We start from the raw sequence: 20,655 nt of genomic DNA, 5'->3' as shown, positions 1-20,655 counted from the left end.
AGCGGATTGCCGTTTCCATCGCCCCCCGCTTTGGGCTAGAGCGGTGCCCTTTGATGATGATGGGAAGATGACCGTGGCACAGCCCGAGCTCAGCGACGCACGCACAGCCAATGATCGCCCGGATACCGGCCTGCCGGTGACCTTCAGCGACATCGCGGCCGCCCGGGCGATCATTGGCGATGCGCTTGTCACGACCCCCTGCCTCAAGAGCCGGACACTCAGCGAGATCGTGGGTGCCGAGGTTTACCTGAAGTTCGAGAACCTTCAGTTCACGGCCGCGTTCAAGGAGCGCGGCGCGCTCAACCGGTTGCACAACCTGTCGGCCGATCAGCGCCGACGCGGTGTCATTGCCATGTCGGCGGGCAACCACGCCCAAGGCGTCGCCTACCACGCCAGCCGTCTCGGCATCCCCGCCACCATCGTCATGCCCCGGAGCACGCCGATCGTGAAGGTGCAGCAGACGGAAGGTCATGGCGCCAGCGTCATTCTCCACGGCGAGAAGCTGGAGGAAGCGGCGGCGCACGCCAACAAGCTGGCCGAGGAGCGCGGCCTGACCTTCATCCATCCGTTCGACGACCCGCTGGTGATCGCTGGCCAGGGCACCGTGGCGATGGAGATGCTGGAAACGGTCCCCGATCTCGACTGCCTGTGCATCTCCATTGGCGGCGGCGGGCTGATCTCCGGCATGGCGGTTGCTGCCCGGGCCATCAAGCCGGATATCGAACTGATCGGCGTCCAGGCGGAACTGTATCCGTCGATGGCGGCCAAGGTGAAGGGCTTCGAGGCGATCTGCGACGGGGACTCGCTGGCTGAAGGCATCGCGGTGAAATACCCTGGCGAGCGCACCTTCCCGATCGTCAAGGCTCTGGTGGACGACATCCTGCTGGTGTCGGAGCCGGAACTGGAGCGCGCGGTGTCGCTGCTGCTCACCATCGAGAAGACCGTGGCCGAAGGCGCTGGCGCGGCCGGCCTGGCCGCCCTGCTCGCCCGCCCCGAACGGTTCCGCGGCAAGAAGGTCGGCCTGGTCATCAGCGGCGGCAACATCGACACCCGCCTGCTCGCCAACGTGCTGCTGCGCGAACTTGCCCGCGAGGGCCGGCTGGCCAGGCTGCGGGTGCGCCTCAAGGATCGGCCGGGCGAGCTGTATCACGTCGCCAAGGTGTTCCACGAACAGCAGGTCAACATCGTCGACGTCAGCCATCAGCGGGTATTCACCAAGCTGCCGGCCAAGGGCACCTACGCCGACATCGAAGTAGAGACCCGCGACCGCCGCCATCTCGACCGGCTGATGGAGGCGCTGCGCGAGCAGAGCTACGATGTGCGCCTGATCGAGGCGGTGTGAAGCAGCCCTGGAAAGACCAGGTCGGGGCTCGTGCCGGCGATACTAACTCGGCCTTAACCACCCGCGCGGCAGACTGATCGGAGAAAACTCCGACCAGCAGCTGGATCATGGCCAAAAAAGGCGACGAGAAACCATCGATCTTCATCAAGAAGGTCAAGAAAGTGGCGGGCGGCCATCACGGCGGCGCCTGGAAGGTGGCCTATGCCGACTTCGTGACCGCGATGATGGCCTTCTTCATGCTGCTGTGGTTGCTGTCGGTATCCGACAAGGTGACGCTGCAAGGTCTCGCCGACTATTTCACGCCGTCGAACTCCACCATGTCCAACTCTTCCGGCTCCGGCTCCATTCTCGCCGGCACCGCCATGGAAAGCGAAGGTGCCAAGTCATCGGGTTCGGTCACCATGGCCATGCCCAGCGCCTCGCCGCAGAAGGAATCGGAGGCCGAGCAGGCATCAATGGAAAGCCAGAGCCAGAGCGCGTCGTCGTCGTGGCAGACCAAGCTGCCGCCACAACCCGACGCCAAGCTGCTCCAGGCCGAGGACGAGCTCAAGTCGGCGATCCAGAGCACGCCGGAACTCAACCGCTACAAGGACCAGATCTCCATGGAGCAGACGCCCGACGGTCTGCGTATCCAGCTGGTGGATCGGGATCAGCGACCGATGTTCCGCCCCGGCACCGCCGAGTTGTACCCGTTCGCCGAACGCATGATGCGGGTGGTGGGCGGAGTCATCCAGGGCCTGCCCAACCGCATCTCGATCCAGGGACATACCGACAGCACGGGTGCCCAGAGCGAAAGCCTCTATGGCAACTGGGAGCTGTCGGCGGACCGCGCCAACGCCAGCCGGCGGGCGCTGCGCAGCGCCGGCGTGCCGGTGGACCGATTCGCCGAGGTCACGGGCCGAGCCTCCACCGACCCGCTTTACCCGGACGATCCGCTGCGCCCGGAGAACCGGCGCATCTCCGTTCTGATCATTCGCGAGGCACCAGTGATGGCGCCCAACTTCGGGGCCACCTATTAACGCTTTTTTTACGGGTCCGCGGTTCCGTTAACTCTTCATCCCCCTTCCCCAAGTGTCCAACGGCCTGATACTGTGGGCTAATCGCCTGCCGCACCCGCGGCCTGGCGGGCAAACAGGCGCTCAGGGCACGAGGGATGAACGACCAGTTCCTGCAATTTCCCCGGTTTTTCGTGACCGCTCCCGGCGCCTGCCCCTATGTCGAGGGGCGGACCGAACGCAAGCTGTTCACCGAATTGCGGGGCCCCGACGCCGCGACCTTCAACGAGGCGCTCGGCCGCATGGGGTTCCGGCGCAGCCAGAACGTCGCCTACCGGCCTTCCTGCGACGGCTGCACCGCCTGCCGTTCGGTGCGGGTGCGGGCCGCGGAGTTCCAGCCCAATGCCAGCATGCGCAAGCTGATGAAGCGCCACGACGACCTCCAGGTCTCGGCGTGCGAGCCCTGGGCGACGGCCGAGCAGTTCGATCTGCTACGCCGCTACCTCGCGGCACGCCATCCCGGCGGCGGCATGAGCGAAATGGACAGCGACGACTATGCCGACATGGTGGAGCGCACGCCGGTCGATACGGTGGTCTATGAATATCGCGAGCCCCATCCCGACAACCGGGGGGCGCTGGTAGGGGTGTGCCTGACCGACCACCAGTCTGACGGACTGTCGATGGTGTACAGCTTCTACGCCGCCGACGGCCAGCGGCGCGGCCTTGGCACCCATATCATCCTCGACCATATCCGCCGGGCGGTGACCATGGGCCTGCCCTATGTCTATCTCGGCTACTGGATCGCCGACTGCAAGCAGATGGCCTACAAGGTTCGTTTCCAGCCGATCGACGTCCTCTCGGGCGAGGGCTGGCACCCGATGATGACCGATACGCCCGCCTAACCACCGGTCGCCGGCTCACATCAGGCCATCTCTTACGTCCCTCACGGCAACCGGATAGCGCAGCTGTCCGGACGCGCGAACGGGCCCAGCGGTGGCTGGCGGGCCGACATCATCCCGCCGCAGATGTCGGGCAGTGGCGCGGGCAGCGGCCGGCCGGCAGGGGTCGCGCCGGCACCGGAAAACCACTCGCCATCGCCGCTGAACGGCGCACTGACGGCCCCGGTCACGGCGGCAAGCCAGCCGCTGGTCGCGTTGTCCTGCGCCGTCAGCGCACCGCCCTGGCGCGCGCGGATGCCGCCATCGACGACGCTGTTGAAGACCAGTGCGCTGCTGCCGGGCCGGCGCAGGTCGAGGCCACGGGTGCCTGCGATCAGACTGTTGTGCACCACGGCGCCGATTGCCCCATCCAGATCGACGCCGACCTCGTTGGGGCAGGCACTGACGATACTGTTGCGCACCACCCCGCCCTCACCGCCCAGCGCGATGCCGATGCGCAGACCGCCGCGATGGCGCCACTGGCAGGCAACCAGCGTACGCTCCACCAGATTAGGCCCCCGCAGGTTCACCCCATAAGCGGTCCGATCACCGCCATCGCGGGCAAAGTCGGCAATGACACTGGCGTGCAGACGCCACCCCTGTGCTGCAATGTCCACCATCTTCACCGCCGCATCAGTGACACGCGGGTGACCGTTGAAGATCAGCGCATATTCGATCAGGCCGTTGTCGGGGGAGATGCCCGACGATCGGTTGACCTTGATGGGGCTGCTGAAATCCCGGATCACCAGATCCCGCAGGGTGACCCCGCGCGCCTTGCCGGTGACGTGAACCGCATGCTCGCAGGCGTCCGCCGCGCAGGCGCCGCGCAGCTCCACGCCTTCGATCACCCAGTAGGGTGCCGTAACGCGCACGGCCTCGCTGGCGATCGACCGCAGTGTCACGGTGCCGGACGTTTCCGCCCTGAGCACGATCGGCGCCTCCGGGCGACCGGCCCTGGCCAGCGACAATCCCCGCACCAGGCGATAGCTGCCTGGAGCCAGGGAGATGACCTGACCAGGCCGGGCACGCGTGACCGCCCGGAGCAACGATTGGATGTCGGCGACATGAATGATCTCCAGGTCGGGCCCGATGGCGCCGGCCGCCGTCATGTCGCCGCGCAGCGCGCCGTCAGGGCCGGTGGGCAGCGGTACCCCCGCCGAATCGTAGTAGAGCGTCCGCGGCGTCCGCGCACGCGGACCGATGGGCCCGAAGGCGCCGGCCACCGGCGCCTCCAGCGTGTCGGCGGCGGCGGAAAACACCCGCGTCACAACATAGTGACGGCCAGCGGCAACACCGGCGACCAGCACCAGTGCCGCCGTTGCCGCCACGCCAAGCCGGCGGGCTTTCAGGGGCGCCCGGCGGAAGCGTTGCCAGACGATGTTCGCGAGCACAGCGCCCACGGCCGCCGGCACGCCGGCAGCCATCATGCCGATGCCGTTGGCCACCACATCGATGATGCTTGGCAAATCCTCCGGGTCGCCCAGGCGGACAATCTGGATCACCAGCGCCGTGAGCAGGCCCAGCGCCAGCAGCGCCCGGAGTGCCATGCCGCGTCGGCGCTCAAGCGGCGAGCGCAGCGCCATCATGACGCCGTAGGGCATGGCGATGAGGATATTGCGCGCGATGTCCCGCAGGCCCTCCGGCGGCCAGTTCAGACCGAAAATCGCGAGATCAAACGCCTCGCGCTCGAAGCGGAACGGCTTGAGGCCGAACCACACCAGCAGGCCCCAGGCAACCGCCAGCCCCGCCAACATCAGGCCACGCATGATGATCGCCGGGCCTGCCATCATCAGTCCGCCGGACCGACGGAGGAGAGGATAAAGCCCTCGGTGCGGTTCGCCTCCAGCCGCGCCACGGTACGCGTCTGATTGAACAGCAGGATCGTCGGGCCGCCGGTCGCGTTCTCGACCCTGTTGCCGCGTACGAGGAGGGGCGCCGGAGGATTGGTGACGCCCTCGGCGCCAACCCGGATGATGCAGCAGCGGTTGCTGGCTCCCGGACCCTTGATCAGGGTGTTGCCCTCGATGCGCGCACCGCCGCCGTTGGGGATGTCGACAAGGTAGCTTGCCGTCCCCAGGCGGTCGTCAATGACCGACTCCACGACTTCCGTTTGTCGGGCCCGGCTCTTGATATAGTGGCCGGCCTTCACCCGCTCGAACCGGCTGCGCCGGACGATCAGCCGGCCGATGCCGTTGGCGTAGATGGCGTGACTGAGGTGGACCGTCCCGCATTTGGGGGGGCACAGATGGATATCGCTGAACCGGCTGTCCTCGATCACCAGCTCGGCGATGTTGCGCCAGATCTCCTTGCCCGCCGAGGTCAGCACGCCCATTTCGGTCCCGGCGAAATCTGCGCGGCGGATCAGCGCCGAGCCTCGCTCGACCCGGATGCCTGCGCCGTTGAGGTCACGCACCCGGATATCGCGAAACCGCAGGCCGTCGATGACAAAGCGCGATTCCGGCTTGCCGCGCAGCACCAGCGCCGCCTTGGCCTCGCACGCCACATCCCGGAACGTTACGGTACCCGGCGTCTGCGCGCGCAGCGTCAGCGACTTTCCCAGCACCGCGCATTGCCGGTAGTCGCCCGGTAGCAGCGTGATGACGACCCCTTCAGGCGCGGTCCTGGCCGCCCGCGCCAGCGAGTCTCGCGGCCCGATGACAATCTCGCCGGGGATGCCAGGATCCGCCGGCGCCGCCGCCGGCAATGCCAGCAGCGCGGCGATGGCAAACACCCGTCTCAATAGCCGAGGTTGGGCCGCAGCCATTTTTCCGCCTGTTCCATGCTGACGCCGCGCCGGCGGGCGTAGTCCTCCACCTGGTCACGGCCGATCCGGGCCACGCCGAAATACTGCGCCTGCGGATGGGCAAAGTAAAAGCCGGAAACCGCGGCCGTCGGCACCATGGCGAAGCTCTCGGTGAGCTGGATGCCGGCGTTCCGGCTGGCGTCCAGCAGCCGGAACAGCTCGACCTTTTCCGAATGGTCCGGACAGGCCGGATAACCGGGCGCCGGGCGGATGCCCCGATATTTCTCGCGGATGATGTCTTCGTTGCTCAGCGCCTCGTCGGCGGCATAGCCCCAGTGGCGCGTGCGCACTTCCTCGTGCAGCGTCTCGGCCAGTGCTTCCGCCAGCCGGTCGGCCAGCGCTTTCAGCAGAATGTCGGAGTAATCGTCGTGGGCGGCCTTGAAGCGCGCCAGATGCGCCTCGATGCCATGGCCCGCCGTCACCGCGAACCCGCCGAGATAGTCGCCTTGTGGCGCCACGAAATCCGCCAGGCAGAAATTCGGCCGGCCATCGCGCTTGGCGATCTGCTGGCGCAGAAAATGCGCCCGGCTGAGCTCCTGCGTGCGGGTGTCGTCGGTGTAAAGCACCACGTCGTCGCCATCGCGGGCCGCTGGCCAGAGACCGATCACCGCCTTGGCGGTGAGCCATTTCTCGCTGACAATCTGCGCCAGCATTTTCTGCGCGTCGGCGAACAGCTGGGAGGCGCTCTCGCCGACCACCGGATCGGTGAGGATGGCGGGGTAGGTGCCGGCCAGCTCCCAGGAGCGGAAGAACGGCGTCCAGTCGATCCGTTCGACCAGCTTGTCGAGCGGGTAATCGTTGAAAACACGCGTGCCCAGGAAGCTCGGCACCGGCGGCGTATAGCCCGCCCAGTCGATCGCGACGCCATTGGCGCGCGCGGCCTCCAGCGGCAGCAGTTCGCTTTCGGTGGCCCCGGCGCGCTTGCGGCGGATCTCTTCGTATTCCGTCGCCGTCTGGCTGGCGAAGGCGTCGCGCTGGGTGTCGGAGGTCAGGGCGGAGGCCACACCGACGGCACGGCTGGCGTCGAGCACATGAATGGTGGGGCCGCTGTAGTGCGGCGCGATCTTGAGCGCGGTATGCACCTTCGAGGTGGTGGCGCCGCCGATCATCAGCGGCATCGTCAGCCCGGCGCGCTCCATCTCCTCGGCGACCGTGGTCATTTCGTCGAGCGACGGCGTGATCAGGCCCGACAGTCCCACGATGTCCGCCTTATGGTCGACGGCGGCCTTCAGGATATCCTGAAACGGCACCATAACACCCAGGTCGATGACCTCGAAATTGTTACACTGAAGCACGACGCCCACAATGTTCTTGCCGATGTCGTGAACGTCGCCCTTCACCGTCGCCATCACGACACGCCCCTTGGCCTGGGCGCCAGCGGCTTTTTCCGCCTCGATGAAGGGAATCAGGTGAGCCACCGAACGCTTCATCACGCGCGCGGACTTCACAACCTGCGGCAGGAACATCTTGCCGGCGCCGAACAGATCGCCGACCACGTTCATGCCGGCCATCAGCGGCCCTTCGATGACCTCGATGGGACGCGCGAAATGCTGGCGGGCCTCTTCGGTATCCTCGACGATATGGGCGTCGATCCCCTTGACCAGCGCGTGTGACAGCCGCCTGTCCACCGGCCAGCTCCGCCACTCCTCGGTGACCGCTTCCGCCTGGGCGCCGCTGTCGCGGTATTTCTCGGCGATCTCCAGCAGCCGTTCGGTGGCGTCCGCACGGCGGTTAAGAATGACATCCTCCACCCGCTCGCGCAGCTCGGCGGGGATTTCGTCATAGACGTCGAGCTGGCCGGCATTGACGATGCCCATGTCCATACCCGCCTGGATGGCGTGATAGAGGAACACAGAGTGCATGGCGCGGCGCACCGGCTCATTGCCGCGGAAGCTGAACGAGATGTTGGAGACGCCGCCGGAAATCTTCACATGCGGGCAACGCGCCTTGATGTCGCGGCAGGCCTCGATGAAGTCGACCGCGTAGTTGTTGTGTTCCTCGATCCCCGTCGCCACCGCGAAGATGTTGGGATCGAAGATGATGTCCTCCGGCGCCACATGCGCCTTGGTGGTCAGCACATCATAGGCGCGCGCGCAGATTTCCACCTTGCGGGCGCGGGTATCGGCCTGGCCGGTCTCGTCGAAGGCCATCACCACCATCGCAGCGCCATAGCGGCGGACCTTGCGGGCATGTTCGAGGAACGCCGCCTCGCCTTCCTTCAGGCTGATGGAGTTGACGATCGCCTTGCCGGCGACGCATTTGATACCGGTCTCGATGACGCTCCACTTCGAGCTGTCGATCATGATCGGCACCCGCGCGATGTCGGGCTCGGCCGCCACCAGCTTGAGGAAGGTCTCCATCGCCAGTTCTGCGTCAAGCAGGCCCTCGTCCATGTTGATGTCGATGATCTGGGCGCCGGCTTCCACCTGCTGGCGGGCGACGTCGAGCGCGGCGTTGTAGTCGCCGGCAAGGATGAGCTTCTTGAATTTCGCCGAGCCGGTGACGTTGGTGCGTTCGCCGACGTTGATGAAGGTTGCGGTCTGGGTGCTCATGTTGGCTCTTACGCGGCAAAGGCTTCAAGGCCGGAAAGGCGCAGCTTCGGCTCGATGACGGGAATGGCGCGCGGTTTCAGGCCGGCGACAGCGCGGGCGATGGCGGCGATATGCGCCGGCGTGGTGCCGCAGCAGCCGCCGATGACGTTGATCAGCCCCTGCTCCGCCCAGTCGTGGATGAGGCGGGCGGTCATCTCCGGCAACTCGGCATATTCGCCCATTTCATTGGGCAGACCGGCATTGGGGTAGATGCACAGCAGCGTATCCACCGTCTTGGCCAGCGTGGTGACGTAGGGCCGCAGCTCGGTGGCGCCGAACGAACAGTTGAGGCCGACGGTCAACGGTCGGGCGTGGCGCACCGAATTCCAGAAGGCTTCCACCGTCTGGCCCGACAGATTGCGCCCCGACAGATCGGTGAGCGTCATCGACACCATGACGGGAATGTCCTCGCCGCGCGCTTCCGCCAGTTCGTCCACCGCGACCAGCGCCGCCTTGGCGTTGAGCGTGTCGAACACCGTTTCGACCAGGATGAAATCGACGCCGCCTTCCAGCAGGCCTTCGATCTGCGCCTTGTAGACGTCGCGCACGAAATCGAAGCTGACCTCGCGGTGGCCGGGATTGTTGACGTCCGGCGACACCGACAGCGTCTTGTTGGTCGGCCCCAGCGCACCGACGACGAAGCGCGGCTTGTCCGGCGTGTCATAGGCGTCGGCCATCCGGCGGGTCAGCCGGGCCGCGGCGACATTGACCTCGCGCACCATGTCCTCGACGCCATAGTCGGCCAGGCTGATGGCGTTGGAGTTGAAGGTGTTGGTCGCCAGCACGTCGGCGCCGGCCTCCAGATAGGCGCGGCAGATGCCGGCAATGGCCTCGGGCTGCGTCAGGTTCAGCAGGTCGTTGTTGCCCTTCTGGTCGTGGGCGAAGTCGCGACCGCCACGAAAATCCGCCTCGCCCAGCTTCAGCTTCTGGATCGCAGTGCCGTAGGGGCCGTCCTTCACCAGAATCCGGTCATGGGCCAGGCGCCGGAACAGGGCGGCTTTTTGTGCCCGCGTGGTGCTCATGCCTTGGTCTCCGCCTTGATCGCCGCCGTGGCCGCAGCGGGCCGCACACCGAGCAGGTGGCAGATCGCCGAGGTCAGTTCGGCCCGGTTGAGGGTGTAGAAATGGAACTGGCGGATGCCGCGTTCATACAGACGTGCGCACTGCTCGGCGGCGACGGTCGCCGCCACCAGCTGGCGGGTCGCCGGCCGGCCGTCGAGGCCCTCGAACAGGCGGGCCATCCAGTGCGGTACGCTGGCGCCGCACATGCCGGCCATGCGTTCCAGCTGGGCGAAATTGCTCACCGGCAGAATGCCCGGCACGATGTCGACATCGAGGCCGGCCGCACCGGCCAGATCGAGAAAGCGCAGGTAGACGTCGGGATCGAAGAAGAACTGGGTGATCGCCCGCGTCGCCCCGGCATCGAACTTGGCCTTGAGGTTCTCGATGTCGGCGATGCGCGACGGGCTGTCGGGGTGGCATTCGGGATAGGCCCCGACGCTGATCTCGAATGGCGCGATACGGCGCAGGCCGGCCACCAGGTCGGCGGCGTTGCGGTAACCTTGCGGATGCGGCTGGAAGCGCGCGTCGATGCCTTCCGGCGGATCGCCACGCAGGGCGACGATATGTCGAACACCAGCCTCCCAGTAGGCGCGTGCCACGGCGTCCACCTCGTCACGGCTGGCGGCGACACAGGTCAGGTGCGCCGCCGGCGCCAGTGAGGTCTCCGAGAGAATGCGCGTCACCGTGTTGTGGGTGCGCTCGCGGGTCGAGCCGCCGGCGCCATAGGTCACCGAGACGAACTTCGGCGCCAGCGGCGCCAGCGCGGTGATAGACTCCCACAAAGTGCGCTCCATCGCCTCGGTGCGCGGCGGGAAAAATTCGAACGACACCTCGATGTCGCCGGGCAAATCGGCGAACAACGGGCGATAGCTGGGGGTAACGACATTCATCGGCAAGGTTCCAGATCAAGCAATCAGGCGGCCGGCTTTTCGCCGAGCCACAGGGTGACGGTGAGTTCGCCGCCACTGAGATGATCGGCGACGCCCGCCTTGAGGCCGGCCGCTTCCATCCAGTCGACGACCTGGCGGTCCGAAAACCCCAGGCGGCGATGCGCGTGGGTCTCGCGCAGGAATTCCTTGTCGTGCGGCGCGAAGTCCACCACCAGCAGCCGTCCACCCGGCCGCAGGGCCCGTGCCGCCTCGGCGATCGCCGCCTGCGGCATCTCGGCATAATGCAGCACCTGATGCAGCACCACCGCATCGACATGAGCGGCGCCATTGAGGGCATACATGTCGCCCAGCCGCACCTGGACATTGGCGAGCCCCGCCGCTTCCAGCCGGGCCCGCGCCGCCTTAAGCATTTCCTGGCTGGCGTCGATGCCGATGGCGCGACCGACCTTGGGCCCCAGTATTTCCAGCATTCGGCCGGTACCGGTGCCGACGTCGAGCAGATTGTCGATCGGCCGATCGAGCAGATGGCGGACAACCGCCTCCTCGACCTGCTGCTCGGGCACATAGAGCGAGCGCACACGGTCCCACTCCGGCGCATGGGCGGCGAAATAGCGATCCGCCTTCTGCACACGCTCCGCCTGTACTTCGCGCAACCGGATAAGGTCACCCGCCACCAGCGGTTCATCGGGCGACAGCAACGAGTCGAGCAGACCCCCCACCATCGTTGCCACAGCGCCTTCCGCCAGCCGGAAGAACACCCAGGCGCCCTCCTTGTGCCGCTCGATCAGCCCGGCCTCGGCGAGAATCTTCAAGTGACGGGAAACACGGGGCTGGCTTTGGCGCAGGATGCGTGTCAGATCGCTCACCGCCAGCTCGGCATGACGCAGCAACGTCAGAACCCTGAGTCGGGTCGGGTCGGCGGAGGCCTTGAGAACGGTCAGAGCGGTTTCCATCCATCAAGACATAAAGATGTCTTTATGTCTTGTCAACGCGCCGCCGGCCTGTCGGCGAACGGTTCTCCCGGCCTGTCAGACCGCCGCCACCGGCAACGCCACGGTGAACCTTGCGCCCTGCCCCAGCTCGCTTTCCAGCGAAATGTCACCGTGCATCAGCCGGGCCAGCTGTCGCGAGATGTGTAGCCCCAGACCGGTGCCCTCCGGCTTGCCATGGTAGGCGTCATTGACGCACTGCTGGAATTTCTCGAACACACGCTCGTGATTGGCCGGCGCAATGCCGGTGCCGGTATCCCAGACGGTGCAGGTCACCAGGTCTCCCTTGCGACCCACGTCAACGCCGATCCGGCCACCCTCGGGCGTGAACTTGACCGCGTTGGTGAGCAGGTTGACGAATATCTGCAACGCCCGGCGCTCGTCGGCCAGCACCCGGATATCCTCGGCACACCGGACGGTACTCATGTCCAGCCGCTTCGCCTCCGCCCGGAGCACCAGCAGGCTGCGCGCCTGATCCAGCAGATTGGCCAGCGACACCGTCTCGATGGTCAGCGCGATTTCGCCGGTCTCGATCACCGAGACATCAAGCACGTCATTGATCAGGCCGAGAAGGTGATGGCCCGCCGTCACGATATCGTTGGCATAGGCCACGTAATGCGGCGTCAGGTTGCCAAACACCTGCATCTGCATGGCTTCGGCGAATCCGATGATGGCGTTGAGCGGCGTGCGCAGCTCGTGGCTCATGGCGGCAAGAAACTCGTTCTTGGCGTGCAGCGCGGCTTGCGCTTGGGCGGACGCGGCGTCCAGCGCTACGTTCTTCCGGCTCAGCTCCCCCATCGCGGTCTCCAGCGACCGCCGCGTCGAGCGCGCCTCCTCTTCCATCATGTAGACGCGGGTGACGTCCATCCCGGCGCCGCGATAGCCGATGAACCGGCCCTTGTCGTCAAACATCGGCACGCCGGAGAGATGGAACAGCGCGGCCTCGCCGACATCGGTCTCAAGCACGAACAGCTGATCACGAAACGGCGCATGTTCCAGCATCGCCCGATCGATGGGGCGCTCTCCGGCGATATTGGCCTCCAGCCTGCCCAGCGACAGCACCGGCTTGCCGATCAACCCGAAGGTGGGCTGCCCCAGAACACCGGTGAGGCGATCGGAAACCGCGGTCAGGCGCCATGCCGCGTCAGTCTCCCAGAACCAGTCCGAGGAGGCCCGGGCAAAGTCGCGAAAGCGCGCCTGATCGAGCATGGCAGAGTTCAGTCGCCCCAGTTGAGCCGTCCAGTCCTGGCAGGCTCCGCCGACACCCACGACCATACCATTGTCGTCGATGATCGGCACGAAACGCAGCCAGTAATGCCTTGTCTCGCCATCGACCTCAAGTGCTTGCGGCCTCGTAACGGTTTGCGCCAGCAGGGCGCAGCGCTGCACGCCGGCGCGGACACCCGGCACCGCCGCCATGGTCTCGCTGCCACCCAGCGACGCGTTCAGGCGCTGGAACGCCGGGTTGGCCTCGACGAGGTCACCTGACGGCTGGGCACGGAACACCGCGACATCCGCCGCGTCCATGATCATCGTCGTTAGCGCCGCCAGTTCGGTCTCGCCAGTGACCGTCCAGGCCGGAATGAAGCGCCGTCCAGGCCGCAGACTGACCACGTTATCCGTGGCCACCGCGTCGGCGCGAGCGTCAGGCGGCGTCATCGGTCACGTCATCGAGTGCGCGCACCAGGGCGGTATCGCGCTGCCACACCCGCAGCACGTCGCGGGCCTGGGCGGTCGACAGATCATCGAACAGTTTCAGGATGGTCGTGATGACATCCGGCCGTCGGGCCGACTCCGGATTATTGAATTCCGCCAGCAGCAGCACCAGCGAGGTCATGGTCTGGCGATCCATGTCGATCGCCTTGGCCAGCACGATGAAGCTCTCGGCGCCACGATCGCTGATGAGACGCCAGGCCATCTGGAAGGTGATTCCCGCCCGCTCGGCCAGCCCGGCGGCGAACACCGTGACCCGCTGCTGTCGCAGCGCGCTGAGCAGGAACGGGTCGGTCAGTTCACCAAGGTCCATCAGCCGGCGGGCCAGCCGCAGCGCGCGGGCCTGCGCACCCTGGCCATGATCATGCTCGGCGACCGCACGGCGGGTCGAATCTTCCAGCGCCCGGTCGAGCACATCGGCCGGAATGGTGAAGTGGCGCAGGATATGCCGGCGCAAGGCCGCCGAAACCCACCAGTACATCCGGTGGGCAAGGTCGCCCGGAAGGTCGTTGCGACCCAGCAGCGGCTCCTGGAAGCGGTCCACCCGGCGGCTTTCCGCCACCAGATACTCCATCGCCCGGCGCGACAGCACGGCGTCCTCGTTGCGGATGAGCCGTTCGATCACGTCATTGGACCCGTGCTCGATCAACGCATCGGAAACCTCGGCGCTGACGTGGTCGCGCACGGCAATAGCGAGCCGATGCTCGTCGCTGCGGGTCCGGATGATCTCGATGAGTTCCGGATCGCGTAATGCCTTGCTCTTTTCCAGAACGGGACGGGCGACCTCGATCTCGTCACTGGCCAGAAGGCGTTCCAGCTCCGGCAATTCCACGCCCGAGCGCTGCAGCGCCGCCACCAGGTTGCGCCGCACGTCCATCTCGATGGAGCCGATGAGCTTGCACAGCACATCGGTCATCAGCGCCCGCTGCTGTTCGGTCAGACGGTCATTGTCGGGCAGGAAGAAGTCAACGATGGTATTGACGAGCTGCATCCTGGCCTCGCGGGAGCGATCCGCGGCCAGCACCAGCAGTCTTGTCACATCCTCGTTACTCATCGCAGCCACCGGTCAGATCCCCTCTCCCGATACCGGAAGAGTTAACGCAGCGACCTTAACAAGCTCTAAACTGTAGGTTGGCCGTCACGGGCGGCGCGACCTCAGATATACTTCGACAGGTTGAGTTCGCTCAGGGAGCCAATCACCCGATACGACACCTCGAGCGCCGACTGGTCGTTCTGCAGCCTGGTGATCGCCTCGGCCATGTTGACGTCCTCGATATTGGAGACGAAATCCTCCAGATAAGCGCTCCGGTTGCTCATCAGGTCGCCAATTTCCTCGACCCGCTTCTGGCGCAGGCCGTTGGCCACCTGATACTGCTGGATGCCCTGAATGGCGCTGTCCAGTGCCGCGAGTTCGCTTTCCAGATAAGCCTTCTCGGTGTCGTCAAGCTGCCCGTTCAGGCCGCCCGGCGTGGTGTCGTGAAACTGCTTGATACGCTGGATGACCTCCATCAGCGGCTGGGCCACCTCGTCGGCAAGGACGCCATACTGCATCTCGTAGGTATCGGCGATGCGGACGGTGGCCTTGATCTGGTCGTTGTTGAACGCATCCGCGACGTTGCCGAGCGCGGCCAGGTCGTCCAGGGTTTCGGCGGAAAACGGCTTGGTCGTGGTGCGCGACCCCGAGAACAGGTAACTGCCGCCCACCATGGTGTTGAGCGTCGATTTCAGCATTTCGAAGCTCGTCTCCAGCGTCTGCTGAAACCCCTGGGCATCACCGGTGGCAACCACCTCCAGCACCGACTGGCGCAGGGACCGCGAGGAATCGATGAACGCTCCAATCTGAAGATCCAGGGTCGACAGTGTCTGGTTGAGATAGGTGCCGGTCTTGATGAACGAATCCGTCTGCGCCTTCAACGCCTTGGCTGAAACCAGCGTGGAGGTATCGGAGGCAATGCCGGCATAGTCCTGCGACTTCTTGCCGGTGTTCACCTGCTGTTGCGCCTTGAACAGATCGGTCTGGCTCTTCAGCACCGACGACAGCAGGGCCTGGTTCTGGGAAAAACTCGCGACGCGGGTCATGGCTCGGTCTCCTGATGCCAGCAGTTACTGGATGACGGTAAGCAGCGTGTCGTACATGTCACGCGCGGTGGTCATCAGCCGTGCGGCCGCACTGTAACTGTTTTGATAGATCAGCATGTTGCTCAGTTCCTCATCGAGGTTGACCCCCGAATAGTCGTCGCGGCGCTTGGTGACGTTGGACAGCAGCGCCTTGGCATCGTCGGACGAGGCGGAAGCCTGCGACGCCATGATGGCGGAGTCGCCGAGCACGAAGCCGAGATACTGCGACAACGTGCCCGACAGGCTGGCGATATTGCCCGCTGCCTCGAAGGTGAAGGCGGCGTTGGCGAAGTCACGCAATGCGGCAGCGCCGCGCTGGTCGCCGGTGCCCAGCGCCGTCTCGCCGATGGCGGCGCCGGTGTCGAGCTTGGCCAGGGACAGTTTGTAGGGGTCGGAAATGATGTCGTCGCGCACGCCCAGCCCGGTGACCGCCGAGGCCTTCACGCTGTGACCGACGCCGAAGAAACTGCTGATGGTGGTGCCGGTGCCCGCCCGGTTGGTGGTGTCAGACACCACCCGGATATCCGCGTTCTCATATCCCGGCTTTGGCGTCGAGATCAGCTGCCCCTCGGCATCGAGCGAAAAGGTCATGAACCGGCCCATGCCGGCCGGATCGTTGAGCTGTGTCAGCAGGTCATCGAAGGTGGCGCCAGCAACGGTAAGGGTATAGTCGCCGACGAGGCGGTTGCTGGCGTCGCGCACCTGCATGTAGGTGGTGCCGCCCAAGGTGAAGCCGTGCGCGTCGCTGCCCTGCACCCCGGTATTGTAGTTGCTGGTCTGGTCGGCGACGATCAGGTCGTTCATGCCGAAGAAGTGCGAGAAGCCGCGCCCGCCGCGATCGCTCGGATTGGTCTCGTCGTCCGCGATCACCACGCCATTGCCGCTATTGGTCGCGCTGAAGGACAGCTGGCCATTGGTCAGGCTGAGCGTGCCGGCACCGCCAAGGTCGGCGTTCACCTGGGCCAGCAGCGCCGAGATCGGCGTACCGCTGCCCAGGGCATCAAAATCCACGGTGCTCTTGGCCACGATGACGCCGTTGGCGTCCACCACCGCGAAGGTGGAAACACCGGTGAAATGCAGCGGATCGCTTGTCGCCAGCGACGTCTGTCGCCCGGTCAGTGCATTGGCCGGCGGCACTGCCGTGCTGGCATTGTGAATGGCGTTGATCTGTTCGGTGAATTGCCGGGCAAGCTCGCCCAGCTCTTCCGCCAGCGCCGGCAACTGCTGGTCACGCAGCGTCAGCAGACCCTTCAGGCGACCGGAGCGAATATCGCCATCCAGCACCGTGCCGGTGTCGACCTTCTGATTGGTCCGGGGATCAAGGTTGTAGATCTTGATCTGCGAGAAGTTGGTTTCCGGCGCCGCCGAGCCGGGAGACAGATATTCCAGCTGGCGCAAGGTCTGGTCGACGAGCACGACACCCGTGGTCGTGGCCACCTGCACCGAGCCGTCATCGGCCTCCTCGGTGCGAATATCGATCAGCTGGGACAGCTGCTGCAACGCCTGGGCCCGCTGCTCCTGCAAGCCGCCGCTGTTGCCGCTGATCATGTTCTCACGCACGATCAACGGGTTGAGGCTGTGGATACGCTCCAGCAGGGAATTGATGGTGGTGACGGTCTCGACGATCTGGTTGCTGGCGTCGGCACGCAACTGCTGGATATCCGAGGAGATGCGGCTGATCTCGTCGGTCATGCTCTGGACGCTGTCGATCACTGCCCGCCGGCGCACGGCGTCGGCCGGGTCGGCCGTCACGTCGGCGATCGCGGAGGTGATGTCGTTCAGCCGCGCCGCCAGCCCGCTGTTGGAGTCAGGACTGCCGATCAGGCCCTGCAGACGCGAGTGGAACTCGGCCATCTTGTCGTACTGGCCGGCGTCGCCGTTGGCGGCGTAGACCGCGCTCTCCAGGAACTTGTCGGTGACCCGGCGGATCGCCGCCACCTGCACGCCGCCATTGTTGGCGCCGTAGGCGAGTGCCTGGAGACTGACGGTCTCGCGGCCATACCCTTCCGTGTTCACATTGGCGACGTTGTTGGAAATCGACCGCATCACCGTCTGCGAGGCGGACAGTCCGGTGTAGGCCATGTGCAGGATATTGCTGATCGACATGCGCGCCCCCTCAGTCCTGCCGGCCGGCAGGAATTGCCGGGCCGATCGCGTCAGCGATAGCGGACCTCGAAACCACGGGCGGGGCGGTCAATGCTTTGATTTGGTTCAGTTTCAACATGTCGGCACCAGGTTTTCCCCTGAGGTTCGGGAAAACATGAGCAAGTCTGATGCCAACTGCGCCAACGCAGGCCGCTCGCTGCCGGCGACCGGGCTCGCCGCGAGCCCTGATCTTCAGAACTGGGTGCGCCAGCCGATCTCAAGCTGCGCCTTGGCCGGCGAGCGGCCCGGCGTATCAGGGGCATCGGTCTGCCAGCGCGCCTCCACCCGCACATCGCCCCATTCGGTCGGCCACTGCACGCCCGCCTCGCCGATCCACAGGCGTTCGGCGTTGCGGCTGATCCGGTAGCGCGCGGTGTTGGTCACGTTGATGCTCGCCCGGCGCACGGCGCTGTAGAAGCGGCGGTTGCCCGGATCGGTCCACGATCCGGTCAGCGAGAACAGCCGGCTGTCGCCATCAAGGCTAAAGCCGATGGGCCGACCTCGGTAGGTATAACCAGCCGAGTAGATGAAGTTGTTGTAGGTCGAGCCTTCGGCGCGGTTGTTGTTGTCGGTGGCCGGCTTTTCCACCAGGTAGAAGGCATAGGTGTCGGTGTATTCCACACCCGCCTTCCAGGTCGAACCGTCGCGCAAGCCGCCGCTGGCGGTACCGCCGACGGTGTAGGAAAGCTGCTCGATGCCGATGCCGTCGCCGTCCTCGCCGATCACCTCGCCGTAGAGCGATGTCGCGACCGGACCCAGTCGCCCGGCGATACGCAGGTCGACGCCGGCAATCTGGTTGCCCGGCTCGTCAAGCGTGCCGGTATTGTCGCGGGTGCCCACCGGCAGCAGGGCATCGCGCCAGATCTTGAGACCGCACGGACGGCCCTCGCCACACAACTGCATCATCCGGCTGAAGCCAATCTCCACCTGACGCGCCGGCTGGAACGACAACCGCATCGCCGCCACCAGCGGATTGTCGTAATCGGTGCGGTTTTCGTTCAACTGGCCGACGAAGGCCTCGAACCGCCACGGCCCCAGCCAGTTGAGCACCGGCCAGGTGAAGGCGTCCGGCGACAGCCGCTTGAACCCGATCTTGGGAAACGGCCGGCTGCTGTTGGAGAACAGCAGGCCGCTCTCCTGACCCGGCCCCCACCAGGTCTCGACAAAGCCGGCGTAAAGCGCCCAGTTGCCCAGTGCGTGCGCAAGATAGGCATCCTCGAAATGCACATCATCGCCCCGCTGCCCGGAGCGCCAGCCGACGCCGTAGCCGATGGTGGTGCCACCGAACTCATGCTCGACATGGGCCGCCACGTCGCCATCCTCGCGCGCCGTGTCGGCGAAATCACGCACCAGCGCCGCACCATTGGTGGCCGACGCCTCGATGACATAGCGGGTGCGGGCCTCCGCCAGCCCGAGGTGGATGCGGATGCGTTCCAGGGCCGCGCGCGCATGGGGCGGCACCGCCCCCGGGTCGACACCATCAAGACCGGCGGCAATCTGCGCCCAGGGCAGCGGCCAGCTCGACACTGGCCCGCTGATGACCCCGTAAGCCTGCAACAGTTCGATGTCATCGCGCAGCTGGCGATCCCCCGCCGTGGCCCAGGGGGCGGCATTGGCCGCGGGCACCACGGTGGCCAGCAGCATCGCGGCGGCGAGCGCGACGCGGCAGCCGTAATGAAAGGGTGACTGTTTCAAGCTGATTTCCCCTGTGTCGAAGTCATTGCCGCCGCCATGGTCAGGAGACGGCGGCATCCCGGCCACCGGCCAATCGCCGCCAGAACACGGCCATCACCGCCGCATAGGTGAGCAGCGCATACCCGGCAAGGCACCACAGGCCGGCATACCAGCTCTGGGCAACCGCGAACGGCAGCAGCATCCACAGGTTCAGCCGGGCGCCGCTGGCCAGCAGGCGCAGCAGCGCCGGCCAGCGTCCGCCCTCGTCCAGCGCCATCCTGAACAGTCGCTCATGGTAGAGCCGGTGCGCGTCGGCCGACCCCCGCACGACGATCAGCAACAGGGCGAGCACGACCGGCGCCAGTCCATGAGTCTCATGCAGGAAAGCCGCCAGCGCGCCATACCAGGCGGCCTCCAGCACCGGTTCGGCATGGCGGCGCAGCGCCCGCGTCCGGTCGGGCTCCAAGCGGATGCGCGCCAACCGGTCGGTCAGCTCGAACGTGAAGCCGCCGCAGACCGCCAGCAGCAGCCCCATCAGCGGCCAGCCGAAAACCGCGCTCGTGACCGCCGACACGAACAGCAGCAGTCCGCCGATGGCCATGTGGACGACCCGAACCGGCCAGCCCTCGACCCAGCCCATGACCAGGCCGGCCAGCGGTGCGTAGATGAAACGGGTCGGCGCGTCGCCGGCACGGGTCTCGACCGAGGCGGAAAGGGCCAGACCGGCGCGTTCCGCCGCCTGCCGTCCGTCCACCACCTGCCACAGCAGCGGCACGTGCGCCCGCTGGGCCGGATCGTAGGTATCGATGCGATTGACGTCGAGAAACCCCGTCTCCGACCGTGCCACCGCTGCCCGGATCAGTGTCTGCTCGAAATCCCAGTCACCCAGCCCCTTGGCGACCTGACGCACCAGATGGCCGGGAAACAGGCCAACCGCCGCCGAGAAATGCTGGGCATCAAGGCGGACCGCCCGTTCGGGAATGGCCGGACCGGCAGGCCAGATCGCCACCACGCTGTCGGCGGCAACCTGGGCCACCGCCTCGACAAGACGGCTGTCCACCAGCACGCCCTCATCGATCAGCAGCACCCGGTCATGCCCCTCGACCATGGTGGCCAGCACCTCCGCCTGACGCACTACCTCCAGCTCGGGGTGATCGTCCCGCAAGGCGTCGATCTCGGCGGCGAGACGTGGCGGCAGCCGTTCGGCCAGCACCATCAGCCGTTCGACGCCGGCGCCCTGGGCCAGGCGCAGATTGCGCGCGAGCAGGCTGACGCCGCCGACCGTCAGCAGGCCCCGGGGTTCGCCCTCGCCATCGACGTCGGGATGATTTGCACAGAACAGCCCGATCAGTGCCATTGCACCCTCATGCCTGTAGCCGGCCGCCCGGCGGGCGGC

The 20,655-nt window shown here is 66.1% G+C and carries 15 protein-coding genes; 3 read left to right on the top strand and 12 right to left on the bottom strand.

All coding sequences use genetic code 11. From position 1 onward, the window contains the following. Positions 1-67: 67 nt before the first annotated feature. The 3 genes from ABU113_RS01210 to ABU113_RS01200 all read left to right on the top strand — a co-directional run bounded on the left by ABU113_RS01210 (position 68) and on the right by ABU113_RS01200 (position 3,239). The gene (locus ABU113_RS01210) at positions 68-1,342 is read left to right on the top strand and encodes a threonine ammonia-lyase (RefSeq protein WP_454557639.1); all 1,275 of its coding nucleotides are present in this window, start codon (positions 68-70) and stop codon (positions 1,340-1,342) included. Positions 1,343-1,449: 107 nt separating this feature from the next. Further along, positions 1,450-2,361, top strand: a complete 912-nt coding sequence (locus ABU113_RS01205; protein ID WP_454557638.1) for a flagellar motor protein MotB — start codon at positions 1,450-1,452, stop codon at positions 2,359-2,361. A gap of 134 nt (positions 2,362-2,495) precedes the next feature. Then, the gene (locus ABU113_RS01200) at positions 2,496-3,239 is read left to right on the top strand and encodes an arginyltransferase (protein WP_454557637.1); all 744 of its coding nucleotides are present in this window, start codon (positions 2,496-2,498) and stop codon (positions 3,237-3,239) included. Between the two features lie 41 nt (positions 3,240-3,280). On the opposite strand, the gene ABU113_RS01195 is transcribed toward ABU113_RS01200, so the two are convergent. From ABU113_RS01195 to ABU113_RS01140, 12 genes are all read right to left on the bottom strand, one after another. Beyond that, positions 3,281-5,041 carry a hypothetical protein gene (locus tag ABU113_RS01195; RefSeq protein ID WP_454557636.1) on the bottom strand — a complete coding sequence of 587 codons (1,761 nt, stop codon included), beginning with the start codon at positions 5,039-5,041 and terminating at the stop codon, positions 3,281-3,283. A 23-nt stretch (positions 5,042-5,064) separates the two neighbouring features. Further along, positions 5,065-6,006 carry a right-handed parallel beta-helix repeat-containing protein gene (locus tag ABU113_RS01190; RefSeq protein ID WP_454557635.1) on the bottom strand — a complete coding sequence of 314 codons (942 nt, stop codon included), beginning with the start codon at positions 6,004-6,006 and terminating at the stop codon, positions 5,065-5,067. Between the two features lie 5 nt (positions 6,007-6,011). Next, positions 6,012-8,630, bottom strand: coding sequence for a methionine synthase (gene metH / locus ABU113_RS01185; RefSeq protein ID WP_454557634.1), 2,619 nt, complete (start codon positions 8,628-8,630; stop codon positions 6,012-6,014). A gap of 8 nt (positions 8,631-8,638) precedes the next feature. Further along, positions 8,639-9,691, bottom strand: coding sequence for a homocysteine S-methyltransferase family protein (locus ABU113_RS01180; RefSeq protein WP_454557633.1), 1,053 nt, complete (start codon positions 9,689-9,691; stop codon positions 8,639-8,641). Then, positions 9,688-10,620, bottom strand: a complete 933-nt coding sequence (gene metF, locus ABU113_RS01175; RefSeq protein ID WP_454557632.1) for a methylenetetrahydrofolate reductase [NAD(P)H] — start codon at positions 10,618-10,620, stop codon at positions 9,688-9,690. Before metF ends, ABU113_RS01180 begins: the two co-directional genes overlap by 4 nt. Positions 10,621-10,643: 23 nt before the next feature. Continuing rightward, entirely contained in the window at positions 10,644-11,573 is a 930-nt protein-coding gene (locus ABU113_RS01170) for an ArsR/SmtB family transcription factor (RefSeq protein WP_454557631.1), read from the bottom strand. Positions 11,574-11,648: 75 nt separating this feature from the next. After that, positions 11,649-13,268, bottom strand: a complete 1,620-nt coding sequence (locus ABU113_RS01165; RefSeq protein ID WP_454557630.1) for a PAS domain-containing sensor histidine kinase — start codon at positions 13,266-13,268, stop codon at positions 11,649-11,651. Next, the gene (locus tag ABU113_RS01160; protein WP_454557629.1) at positions 13,255-14,376 is read right to left on the bottom strand and encodes a DUF2336 domain-containing protein; all 1,122 of its coding nucleotides are present in this window, start codon (positions 14,374-14,376) and stop codon (positions 13,255-13,257) included. The genes ABU113_RS01165 and ABU113_RS01160 overlap by 14 nt, the downstream gene beginning before the upstream one ends. Positions 14,377-14,477: 101 nt before the next feature. Continuing rightward, on the bottom strand, positions 14,478-15,401 hold the full coding sequence (locus ABU113_RS01155; RefSeq protein ID WP_454557628.1) for a flagellin: 924 nt from the start codon (positions 15,399-15,401) through the stop codon (positions 14,478-14,480). A gap of 24 nt (positions 15,402-15,425) precedes the next feature. Next, a complete protein-coding gene (gene flgK, locus ABU113_RS01150) occupies positions 15,426-17,546 on the bottom strand; it encodes a flagellar hook-associated protein FlgK (RefSeq protein WP_454557627.1) in 2,121 nt (706 codons plus the stop codon). A 231-nt stretch (positions 17,547-17,777) separates the two neighbouring features. Then, positions 17,778-19,280 (bottom strand): capsule assembly Wzi family protein, encoded by a 1,503-nt coding sequence (locus tag ABU113_RS01145; protein ID WP_454557626.1) that lies wholly within the window; start codon positions 19,278-19,280, stop codon positions 17,778-17,780. Between the two features lie 40 nt (positions 19,281-19,320). Next, the gene (locus ABU113_RS01140; protein WP_454557625.1) at positions 19,321-20,616 is read right to left on the bottom strand and encodes a hypothetical protein; all 1,296 of its coding nucleotides are present in this window, start codon (positions 20,614-20,616) and stop codon (positions 19,321-19,323) included. Positions 20,617-20,655 lie beyond the last annotated feature (39 nt).

It is taken from the genome of Parapedomonas caeni, assembly GCF_041060555.1.
Taxonomy (GTDB): domain Bacteria; phylum Pseudomonadota; class Alphaproteobacteria; order Sphingomonadales; family Sphingomonadaceae; genus CAUJIW01.
Note: the sequence above shows the minus strand (reverse complement) of the source record. Positions and strands in the feature narration are given on the sequence as shown.